The 10372-nt window shown below is 47.8% G+C and carries 9 protein-coding genes and 1 pseudogene; 3 read left to right on the forward strand and 7 right to left on the reverse strand.

Translation table 11 applies throughout. The features are described 5' to 3' along the window. The first annotated feature begins 278 nt into the window (after nucleotides 1–278). Complete coding sequence (locus JF818_RS00270) at nucleotides 279–1316, forward strand: sugar kinase (RefSeq protein ID WP_198890001.1); 1038 nt, start codon at nucleotides 279–281, stop codon at nucleotides 1314–1316. Nucleotides 1317–1460: 144 nt separating this feature from the next. After that, entirely contained in the window at nucleotides 1461–2072 is a 612-nt protein-coding gene (locus JF818_RS00275; RefSeq protein WP_198890002.1) for a DUF2202 domain-containing protein, read from the forward strand. On the opposite strand, the gene JF818_RS00280 is transcribed toward JF818_RS00275, so the two are convergent. After that, on the reverse strand, nucleotides 2027–3346 hold the full coding sequence (locus tag JF818_RS00280; protein WP_233065207.1) for a 1-acyl-sn-glycerol-3-phosphate acyltransferase: 1320 nt from the start codon (nucleotides 3344–3346) through the stop codon (nucleotides 2027–2029). The two genes, JF818_RS00275 and JF818_RS00280, sit on opposite strands and share 46 nt — an antisense overlap. Nucleotides 3347–3446: 100 nt before the next feature. Between JF818_RS00280 and JF818_RS00285 the strand changes: the two genes are divergently transcribed. Further along, a complete protein-coding gene (locus JF818_RS00285; protein ID WP_198890003.1) occupies nucleotides 3447–4547 on the forward strand; it encodes a hypothetical protein in 1101 nt (366 codons plus the stop codon). A gap of 4 nt (nucleotides 4548–4551) precedes the next feature. On the opposite strand, the gene JF818_RS00290 is transcribed toward JF818_RS00285, so the two are convergent. The 6 genes and pseudogenes from JF818_RS00290 to JF818_RS00315 all read right to left on the reverse strand — a co-directional run. Beyond that, the gene (locus JF818_RS00290) at nucleotides 4552–4887 is read right to left on the reverse strand and encodes a cupin domain-containing protein (protein ID WP_198890004.1); all 336 of its coding nucleotides are present in this window, start codon (nucleotides 4885–4887) and stop codon (nucleotides 4552–4554) included. An 8-nt stretch (nucleotides 4888–4895) separates the two neighbouring features. Continuing rightward, the gene (locus JF818_RS00295; RefSeq protein WP_198890005.1) at nucleotides 4896–5870 is read right to left on the reverse strand and encodes a Gfo/Idh/MocA family protein; all 975 of its coding nucleotides are present in this window, start codon (nucleotides 5868–5870) and stop codon (nucleotides 4896–4898) included. 81 nt (nucleotides 5871–5951) lie between these two features. Beyond that, a complete protein-coding gene (locus JF818_RS00300) occupies nucleotides 5952–6770 on the reverse strand; it encodes an IclR family transcriptional regulator (protein ID WP_233065210.1) in 819 nt (272 codons plus the stop codon). After that, nucleotides 6745–8148 (reverse strand): glucuronate isomerase, encoded by a 1404-nt coding sequence (uxaC, locus tag JF818_RS00305; RefSeq protein ID WP_198890006.1) that lies wholly within the window; start codon nucleotides 8146–8148, stop codon nucleotides 6745–6747. Before uxaC ends, JF818_RS00300 begins: the two co-directional genes overlap by 26 nt. 24 nt (nucleotides 8149–8172) lie before the next feature. Further along, nucleotides 8173–9699, reverse strand: a complete 1527-nt coding sequence (locus tag JF818_RS00310) for a UxaA family hydrolase (RefSeq protein ID WP_198890007.1) — start codon at nucleotides 9697–9699, stop codon at nucleotides 8173–8175. Nucleotides 9700–9707: 8 nt separating this feature from the next. Continuing rightward, nucleotides 9708–10372: pseudogene (locus JF818_RS00315) on the reverse strand (tagaturonate reductase); the annotation flags it as partial.

Genomic DNA, 10372 nt, shown 5'->3' on the forward strand with positions numbered 1-10372 from the left:
GTGCGGAAGGTGACCTCTGCACAGGGCAGTCCGCCTGCGATCAGGGCTCCTGCAAGACCCTCGGCCTTGCTGGCATCATCGATCTTCACCACCGGTACCAGGCCGATCGTATGGATTTGTTCAAACAGTGCTTCATGCATATGCGTTGCTCCTTCTTGGATATTCCAAATATGAAACGATGTTTCAAAATATCATTGACAGACTCAAGCATACCTTCTATGATTTGAAATATCAAGAGGATATTACTGTTCCTGTATAAAAATATGGAGGAGACTTCTATGGGAAATACATTTGTAACATTTGGCGAGATCATGTTGAGACTCAAGTCCCCAGGGCATGAGCGGTTCTTCCAATCTCCTGCTTTGGAAGCCACCTTTGGCGGAGGAGAGGCCAATGTCGCTGTCTCTCTCTCATTGCTTGGAAAGAAATCACGGTTTGTGACCGCACTTCCTGCCAATGCCATTGGAGAGGCTGCAGTACGTGAGGTCCGTAAGTATGGTGTTGATACCTCAGCGGTTACCATGACCAAGAAGGGCCGTGTCGGTATCTACTTCCTGGAAACTGGGGCAAACCAGAGACCCAGTAGTGTCGTTTATGATCGTGCAGAGAGCTCCATTGCGCTCAGCAAACCTTCTGATTTTGATTTCAAATCAGTACTTGCTGATGCACAATGGTTTCATATCACCGGCATCACCCCGGCAATCAGCCAGGATGCAGCAGACAGTAGTCTTGCAGCAATGAAGGCGGCCAAGGAAGCTGGAGCCACCGTATCCATCGATTTGAACTACCGAAAGAAACTCTGGAACTATGGAAAGAAAGCACCTGAGGTAATGAGGGAATTGGTCAAGTTTGCTGATGTAATCATTGCGAATGAGGAAGATATCCAGAAGTGTCTGGGTATTGAGGCCAAAGTTGATGTTACCAGTGGTGAGTTGGATACAGATGTCTACAAGGATCTTACCGAAGAGGTGAAGCGCCAGTTCCCCAATGTTTCGGTGGTTGCCGTTACCCTCAGGGAGAGCAAGAGTGCCGACCACAATGGGTGGAGTGCAGCACTCAGCGGCAAGAGTGGCTTCTACCTCTCCAAGCACTATGAGATCACGGATATCATTGACCGTGTCGGTGGTGGAGATTCCTTCTCTGCTGGTTTGATCTTCGCACTCAGTGAGTATGGGGATGATGAACAGTATGTCATCAACTTTGCAGTGGCAGCGTCAGCCTTGAAGCACTCCATCGATGGAGACTTCAATCTCAGCACCAAAGCAGAGGTTGAGGCACTGTGCAAGGGAGATGGAAGCGGTCGCGTTCAGCGATAAGCACTTTCAGACCTAAAAAAATCAGGGGGAGCAAGCTTTTCGAAGTTTGCTCCTCTCTCTTTACCAAACCTTTACCTTGTTTCCTTATAGAGTAGATAGTACATCCCTATACTTGGCTCAACGACAAACAAAGGAGTCAATAAAATGCGTAAGACAATGATACTTTCCGTAATCTTCGTAGTGGCAATGGGTGCTGTCCTCTCTGCACAACCCATCAGCGAGCAGCAGGTTGAACTTACCCTGACTGAGGAAATAGTAGAAACTACCGGGGCTGAAGGATTGCTCTATATGGCAGAAGAAGAGAAGCTTGCCAGGGATGTCTACCTTGCACTCTATGATATGTGGGGAAGTCGTGTATTTCTCAACATTGCAAATGCTGAACAACAGCACATGGATGCAGTTTCTGCGATCATGAATGATAAGGAGATAACCAATCCTGTTGAAAATTCAGAGATCGGGGTCTTCCACAACACCGAAATTGCCGAACTCTATGAGAGTCTGGTTGCGCAAGGCAGTACATCCATCGAAGAAGCTTTCCTTGTTGGAGCCATCATAGAGGATCTTGATATCTATGACTTGCAACGCTACATAGAGGCAAGTGAGGATGAAGTGGAAATCTGGGTGTACAACAATCTGCTCAGAGGTTCAGAGAGCCATATGCGAGCATTCGTAAGGCAGCTGGATAGATATGGTCTGGATTATACTGCCCGCTATATCAGCGACGCTGAACTTTCCAGAATCCTTTCACGACGCTGATCAGCTTCTGCGCTCCTGTGATGGATGAACAATTCCTCGGTTGCCAAGGAGAGCTTGGTGACCGAGAATTCTGTTCCTTCTGGGTAGATGTAGTACGTATCTTCCAAGGTGGATAGGTCCACACAGTCGCCTTTCCCAAAATATTCATACTCAATATGGCAGGCATACATGCTCAGCGAAGGTTTTGACAAGAAGAATGCGTTGTGGTCAAATTCCCCTTCCAAGGTAAAGCCTTCCATGGAATGAGTCAGTTTTGCTTTCCCCAAGGGAATGTATCCCTTTGCATTGGGAAGAGCTTCTACTCTTGCCTGTGTCTCAAAGAAGTAGGAGCCATTTTCAATCTCTTGGCGAACCTGTTCCCGTTCCCACTCATACCAATCGGGAATGTGGGAGAACTCTGTGGTTAGTGTATGTTCGTCATCAGCTTTCCCAACTGCTTTCAACTCACCATACTCGCTCATTTCCCACTGTTTGTGGCAAGCTCCACATCCCAGGATTGTACCTTTGCTGTACATCTTGTATTCACGAAGGCAGTGAGGGCATTGATACAGCGGTTTATGTAAACCCTCTGCCCGTTTGGGATACGCTATTCTGATCTTGTTCTCTTTCTGCCACGCATACTCATCATATTGGAAGGCTTTTCGTATAACCTTGTTGACTTCACTGGTCTTGGCTTGTTTGAGCTCTTCAGCAGTGAAAAGCAGTGAAAGATCGGCTTCAATTCGGTTTCCTCGACTTTTCAGGTTCCAAAGAGGGCTATTCAGGTAGTGTCCATGCATATTCAGCATCACCACAGGAACTCCCAACAGTTTGGCCATCTTGCCGAGGGAGTCAGGAAGTATGGCAGTCGTACCCACCAGCGAATATCGAGCTTCCGGGTAGAGAGCCAGGATATCCTTGTTGACAGTCAATACCTCTCTGATATGTCTGACCAGCTGCAGGTCATTGGTAAACTTTCGTTTGCATATTCCCCCAGCATTTCTCAGCAGCCACTCTCGTTTGAGAAACCCATCGATTGCCACGACATAGTTTGCTCTATAGGGGAAGAGGGCAGCGGTGGTCACCTTGAAATCAATGAATGCCATATGCGTACAGAGCAAAAGAAAGGGAGGTTTGACCCCTTCCATTCTCTTACGATTGATTTTCAGCTTATGTTTCCACACTGCAGGGTAACTGAGTAGCCACGTTACAGGTCTTAGATAGTGGCGTTGTCTGATGGGCTTTTTCTGCATATCAAAACGCTTTGCTTGCTGTAGTTTCTCAAATCCCGTCATTACCGTCTTCCTTTGTCACAATGTAGCGTGTAGGAACCAAGAGAACAAGAGCGGCGCTGTAGTCATTGGATAACTACCACGAATTTTGTATAGTGCAACCATGAAACACACAACCCTGTATGAACTGGCCAAGGCCTATCAAGATGCTTCCATAGATTCAGTTTTTTCAGAAAACGACCTGATCTGCATACTTTCTGAAGAACAGGTACCATATTATGTATCGGTTGTAGATTCAGCGTTTGCAGCCTATCGGGGGGAAAAGGGCCTTACTGGTTATCTTGCTCTCTCCTTACAGGACGAAGGCATCTCTGAGATGGAAAACCTGGATCTACAAGAGGCTCAGGAGTGTTTGCTTGGCATTATGCGAACAGGGAAAGAGAATCTGGAAGAGAGCGACCTCAAGGCGGCTGAAGAGAGTGGGGTCCTTTTCAGCGAGGATGCCTACCCCCAGTTCAGGATCAAGGAACAGTACAAGGTCCCCTGGTACATCAGTGATAAAGAAGAAGCGGATTTAATCCTCATCCTTCGTGGCTTGTTGTTTGCCAAGGAGTATTTCGCATCCTATAAGAAAACCAAGAAGACCAACACGTTTTCTTTCTGGCTTGACTCTCTTCAGTTGGAAGAGACAGACAAGAAGGAGTACATTCCCACGCTGGAGAAGAAAGGTGATAGCTTTTCAGTCAGTGTACGTGTATTGCAGGATGAAGCATATGGATTCTACTATCCGCAAGCTTTTTTCACCAATGAGGATCGACAGTTGCAGTATAAGAGAATGCGGGCAAAACCAGGAAAGATCATGGCACTGGCAATCGGCATGATGGTCGAGCCAATGCTCCCTGGAGAAGGGGAAAGACCTGTGTATCCTTTCTATAGCCTTGCCTATGACCCGCAATCTCATCAAGTGCTTGATGTCTTCCTGGTTGAGGATTATGAGCAGGAACATGGGAAGATCATCAGTCGTTTGCTCGAACTGTTTGAGAAAGAAGGCAAGCCACAGGCAATCCACTGTTATGGCAAGAGAACCCTTCCGCTGCTTTCGGAATTAGGTAAGCAGATCGGCATCATGGTGGTTGGTGGGAATCAGAAGGAAGAGATGGATAGTCTGATCCAGGATATGTTCAGGGAACTCTATGAGATACCTCATGACCATGATCATCATACCTGTAATCACGAACACCATCACCATCATCATGAGGAGTAGGTAATCAGGCATCTCCTCGCTTGGGAACGATACAGATGAACACAAATTGCTCCTCTCCTGCGTTGGAAATCTGATGGTCGATTCCATCCGGCACATAGGCAACCGATCCACTTTCCAGTGGATAATCCTTTCCATCCATGAAGAGATTCCCTTTTCCTTCCACTGCAAAAATGACATGTTGCCAGGGATGGGAATGGTGAGGGGCCTTTCCTTCCTTCTCCAAGGTGAACATGCGCATTACATAGTCTTCCCACCCTTGCTCAGGGCCAATGAGGACCTGTTTGATGACCTTCTCAGCTATATTCTTTTTTTCAATCTCATCGCGATGTGATACAAACATACGCTCTCCTATTTTCCTTGTAATCGTTCCATTACCCAGTCAGTACGCATGCCACTCTCTCCTGTACTGAGACAGCGGCCTTTTCCCAACAATTCATCGGTAACCGTTTGGATGAGGGGCTGTGCTACATGTTCTGGAGGTTCAGGAACGGCAATAATCTCTCTCCCCTTCTCTGTCTCAAGTGTTATCGGTTTCCCGATATCCAATACAGAGTAGGAGAGGATCCCCTTACTACCGAAGATGGTGGTGGTATCCTCATCCTTGCAGGTGTTGAAACACCAAAGTCCCGTACCACAGACACCACGCTCTGTCCTGAAACTGCCATGGACAATATCATCTGCTTCATACGTTTTGCTCTGGTTTCTCCCTTCTCCTGTTGCCTCGACAATGGGGCCAAAATAGAAGTCGATCAGATCAAGGGAGTGTGAGCCAACATCGAGCAACAAACCGCCCCCGCTCTTCTCTGGTTGTACTCTCCATCTCCCCTTGTCCACGGTATCTTCTGGTTTTATGGATTGCAGCAACTCCACATGGACTGCCCTGATTTCTCCAAGTTTTCCACTGTCGATCATCTCTTTGATCATAAGGTATTTTGGGAGTGCTCTGCGGTAGTAAGCACTGAAAAAGGGAATGGAGTGTTGCTTGCAATACTCCACCATCTCCTTGCTTTGTGCATAGGAAACTCCCAGGGGTTTTTCACAGTAGACGGGTTTTCCCTTTGATGCTGCGAGGAGCGTATAGTAATGGTGGGAGTCTGGATGGGTTGCAATGTAGATTGCATCCACCTGTGGATCTTCAATGAGTTTGAGTGCGTCATCATACCAGGTATCCACTCCATGGCGCCTAGCATAATCTGCTGCCTTCTCCGCATTTCGCCTCATGACAGCTACAAGTGAAGCCCCCTCTGCTTTCTGGAATCCAGGGCCGCTTTTCACTTCAGTTACATTGCCGCATCCTATAATACCCCATCTAATTTGTTGCATGAGTTGACTCCTTTTTCACCATGATAGCTCATAGGAGGAGAAAAAACATCCCCGGATTGCATTTCCGGGGATTTCTTACCGTTACTTGCCTTCTTCCCAGCCTAGGAGGTGAGAGAGGTTTGTACATGCCTCTAGTATTGATTTGGTGATATGTTCCTGTTCTTCTGGATTGAACCGGAAGAGAGGCCAGGAGACACTCATCGCAGCAACGACCTTTCCTGTGTAGTCCTTGATCGGGGAGCCAATGCAGAGCGTACCCATTTCATGCTCTTCATTGTCGCTTGCCCAGCCTCGATCGCGGATTAGCTGCAACTCCTGTTTCAATACCCCAACATCGGTAATGGTGTTTGGGGTGAATGGTTTCATCTTCACAGAGGAGAGGTATTCAATAAGGGTGTCTTGAGGCATATCACTGAGCAGAACCTTCCCAATAGCTGTACAGTACAGGGGAATTGCTTTTCCCACCCGTGAGTACATCCTGATGGTGAAGGAGGACTCCTTCTTCAGGACATAGACTGCCTTGTCCTCCTCCAGTACTCCCATATGCACCGTCTCGCCCAGTTCATCACAGAGATCTTGGGCGACAGGATTGGCTACATGAATCAGATCGATATGCTCAAGTCCACGGGATCCCACAGAGAACATCTTCAGCGTTAGGCTGTAGAGGTCTGTGTTATCCCGATAGACATAGCCAAGGTTGACCAAGGTGGAAAGAAACCTGAGCAGGGTTGCTTTTGGCAAACCCGTCTCCTTGGAGAGTTGTTCCAGATTGATGCTCTGATGCTTGGACAATGTCTCCAGGATGACGATAGTTCTAATAACTCCGCTGGTTTGTTGTTTCTCTCCTGCCGGATTGGTTTTCTTTCCCATGGTATCAACCCTCGAAATAAGCTTTTGCATTACCAAAGGAGATGTTCTCAACCACCTTTCCCAGCATCTCCATGTCGTATGGAACTTCTCCCTCTTCTGCCCAGGTACCCAATATATTACAGAGGATACGTCTGAAATACTCGTGCCTGGAGTAGGAGAGGAAGGACCGGCTGTCGGTAAGCATCCCGATGAAACGGGGGAGCAGGCCAACGTTGCCCAGAATCTTCATCTGTTCTTCCATACCATCCTTGTGGTCAGCAAACCACCAGGCAGAACCAAGCTGCATTTTTCCTGGAATCCCATCCTGGTAACAGCCCATCAAGGTAGCCAAGGTGTAATAATCCTTTGGGTTGAGTGTATAGAGAATCGTCTTGGGTACCTCACCGGTGGTAGAGAGATTGTTCAGGAAAGCGGACAGTCCTTCAGCAAGATCCTTGTCGTGGGAGGCGTCATAGCCGGTATCAGGTCCGAGTTTCTTGTACATCAAGCCATTGTTGTCTCTGATGGCTGCAAAATGCAACTGCATGGCAATGTCACGCTTTGCATACGCCTTTGCAAGATGAGTAAGGACAAACGTCTTGTAGGCTTCCACCTCTTCATGGTTCAGGCACTTGCCATTCATCTTCTTCGCGAAGATTTCATTCACTTCCCGCTCGCTCTTGAAAACAGCTGGAGCGGTCACCAGCGCATGGTCGCTTGCCTTGCAACCCATACTTACAAAGAAATCCAGTCGATCGATCAGGATCGCAACAACATCGCTTACCAAGGTGATGGATTTCCCGGAAACAGTTTCCAAGGATTCCATATAAGCGCAGAATGTCTCTTTCTCAATGTTCAATGCCTTGTCAGGACGGAAGGAGGGTATTACTTTGGCGGGGACTTCCTTCTGTGAGGCAATTTGCTTATGGTATGCCAAATCATCAGCGGGGTCATCGGTGGTTCCTACCGCGTAGACCTTGAACTGCTTCATGATACCTGTTACCGAAAGGTTCTCGTTTTCCTTGAACTGTCGGTTTGCCTCTTCATAAATTGCCTTTGCATTCTTGGTGTTGAGTACCTCATGGATGCCAAAATACCGTTGTAGTTCGAGATGGGTCCAATGGTAGAGAGGATTTCCCAAGGCATTTTCCATGGTACCTGCCCATGCCAGAAACTTTTCATACGGGTCTGCGTCCTTCCCGGTAACCAGTTCCTCTGGTACCCCATTTGCACGCATGGCACGCCACTTGTAGTGATCGCCTCCAAGCCAAGCATCGGTGATGGTCGAGAACTTTTTGTTCTCAGCTATTTCCTTCGGGTTGAGGTGGCAGTGATAATCATAGATCTTCTGGTCTTTTGCATACTCATGATACAGCTTCTGGGCTGTTTTTGTTTGTAATAGAAAGTGTTCGTCCATGAATTGTTTCATAATCGTTCTCCTTTTTTTCGCGTTCTAGAGGATGACCCCATCCTTGAACAGCGATATCTCTGCATACCCATTCTCTTCGTTCCTTGTCTTCTTTTCACCACTGGCAACTGCCTGGATGAGAGAGAGGAAATCGGAGAGTACCTCTTCATTGTCTTCAGCTAAGAGCCTTCCTGCATCAAAATCAATCCAGTTGGGTTTTTTTGCAGCCAAATCACTATTGCTGGAAATCTTTACTGTGGGGACAGGAGCTCCCAATGGGGTTCCTCTTCCTGTGGTAAAGAGAATGATATGGGCGCCGGTAGCTGTGAGCGCTGTAGTGGAGACAATGTCATTGCCTGGACCTGAGAGGAGGTTCAGTCCCCTTCTCGTTACCTGCTGTCCATAGGCAAGGACATCGGTGATGATTGCCTCTCCACCTTTTTGGATGCATCCAAGGCTCTTGTCTTCCAAGGTTGAAATTCCTCCAGCCTTATTCCCTGGGGAGGGATTCTCATACACTACCTGATCATGCTTGACGAAGTACTGTTTGAAGTCATCGATCAAGCGTACGGTCTGCTTGTAGACGTCTTTATCTTGGCTGCGGTTCATCAACAGCTGTTCTGCTCCGAACATCTCGGGAACCTCGGTAAGAATTCCGGTCCCTCCCATGGCAGTCAATGCATCGCAGAATCGACCAACCAAAGGATTGGCTGTAATGCCGCTGAGGCCATCAGAGCCACCACATTTGAAACCCACAATGAGGTTGTCCATCCCCACTGGCTCCCTTCTGTCGTTCTGCATGGCATCATGGAGTGCTGCTATGAGTTTCTTGCTCTCCTCAATTTCATCACCCACTTCCTGTGAGGTAAGGAATTTCACCCTGTTTGGATCGACATCCCCCACCAGCTCCTTGAAGGACTCGGGGGTGTTGTTCTCGCAACCGAGAGCAAGTACCAATACCCCTCCAGCATTGGGATGGTGAACCAAGTCAGCGAGAATGGTTCTTGTTGCCTCATGGTCATCGCCAAGCTGGCTGCACCCGTATGGGTGGTTCCATACATGGATTCCATCATACCTTTCATTGACAGGAAAGGTCTGGTTTGCCCAAGAGACCAGTGTTTCTGCTATCTTGTTTACACAACCAACCGTTGGTACGATCCAAAGCTCATTTCTGATGCCGATCTTTCCATTTGCCCGTCGATAGGCTTGGATTGTCGGGGTTTTGTCCGCCCAGAAGGCTTTACGTTTCTCCGCTTTTTCCTGAAATTGCAATGCAAGTTCTTTGTTGTAATGGTAGGCGGCTGTCTCTGAGAGGAGTGTCTTGATATTGCTTGCATGGACATGCTCGCCCTGACAAATATGTTGTTTTGCCTGTCCGATGGGAGCTCCGTACTTGATGACTGGTTCTCCCTCTGCAATATCTTTGATGGCAAACTTATGGCCGGAGGGAATATCCATCACCAATGTGATATCTTTCCCCTGTACACGGACCACCTCCCCCTTGCCAAGGGGGGCTATTGCAACTGCCACCACATCATCTGGGTGGATGGTAATGAATTTGTACTGCTCCATACGTACTCCTACAGTGCCTGCATGGCTTTTTGCATACCGACAGACCAGATGGCCTCTAAGTTCTTCTCAACTGCATGCTGTAAGCCTTCGATCTGGGTAAGATCCTGGGACCACCAAGCGGAATTGGAAAGTACAGCGGTGCTGATACGTTTCGCTCTTGCCAATCCTTCATCACGCTCTTTATAGAGGGCTGCAAAGGTCTCCAGAATGTCCTGGTTGTCTTGGATGAGATAGGTCTCGGTTCCTCTTTTTCCCTTCAGTGCACTGCCTTCATATTCGGTCCCTTCGTAGAAGCTGATCAAGGCTGAAAGTGCGAAGACCAGTCTTTTAGGGAGAGAACCTTGCTTTGTAATGTATCCAAGCAGGCTTGGAAGGTTTCGGGTCTTGAACTTTGAGACAGAGTTGAGTGAAATGGAGAGCAACTGATGTGGGTTATACGGGTTTTCAAACCGTTCCAGCACATCATTTGCATACGCTTCCAACTCCTCTTTTGAGCCATCCATGGAAGGGATGATCTCTTCAAAGATTCCTCCATGCATGAATGGGTACAACAAGTTTTTGTCTGCGATACAATCCTGTACGGTGTTATGCCCTGCCTGATATGCGGCAAGTACACTCATAGTATGTGCTCCGTTGAGAATCCGAACCTTCCGGGTTCTATAGAAGCTCATAT

It is taken from the genome of Sphaerochaeta sp. S2, assembly GCF_016406725.1.
Taxonomy (GTDB): Bacteria; Spirochaetota; Spirochaetia; order Sphaerochaetales; family Sphaerochaetaceae; genus Sphaerochaeta.

Coding starts and splice junctions, on each gene's coding strand:
- JF818_RS00310 (WP_198890007.1), bottom strand. CDS start 9,699: ATGGAGCAGTACAAATTCATTACCATCCACCCAGATGATGTGGTGGCA.
- uxaC (WP_198890006.1), bottom strand. CDS start 8,148: ATGAAACAATTCATGGACGAACACTTTCTATTACAAACAAAAACAGCC.
- JF818_RS00290 (WP_198890004.1), bottom strand. CDS start 4,887: ATGTTTGTATCACATCGCGATGAGATTGAAAAAAAGAATATAGCTGAG.
- JF818_RS00300 (WP_233065210.1), bottom strand. CDS start 6,770: ATGCAAAAGCTTATTTCGAGGGTTGATACCATGGGAAAGAAAACCAAT.
- JF818_RS00280 (WP_233065207.1), bottom strand. CDS start 3,346: ATGACGGGATTTGAGAAACTACAGCAAGCAAAGCGTTTTGATATGCAG.
- JF818_RS00270 (WP_198890001.1), top strand. CDS start 279: ATGGGAAATACATTTGTAACATTTGGCGAGATCATGTTGAGACTCAAG.
- JF818_RS00285 (WP_198890003.1), top strand. CDS start 3,447: ATGAAACACACAACCCTGTATGAACTGGCCAAGGCCTATCAAGATGCT.
- JF818_RS00275 (WP_198890002.1), top strand. CDS start 1,461: ATGCGTAAGACAATGATACTTTCCGTAATCTTCGTAGTGGCAATGGGT.
- JF818_RS00295 (WP_198890005.1), bottom strand. CDS start 5,870: ATGCAACAAATTAGATGGGGTATTATAGGATGCGGCAATGTAACTGAA.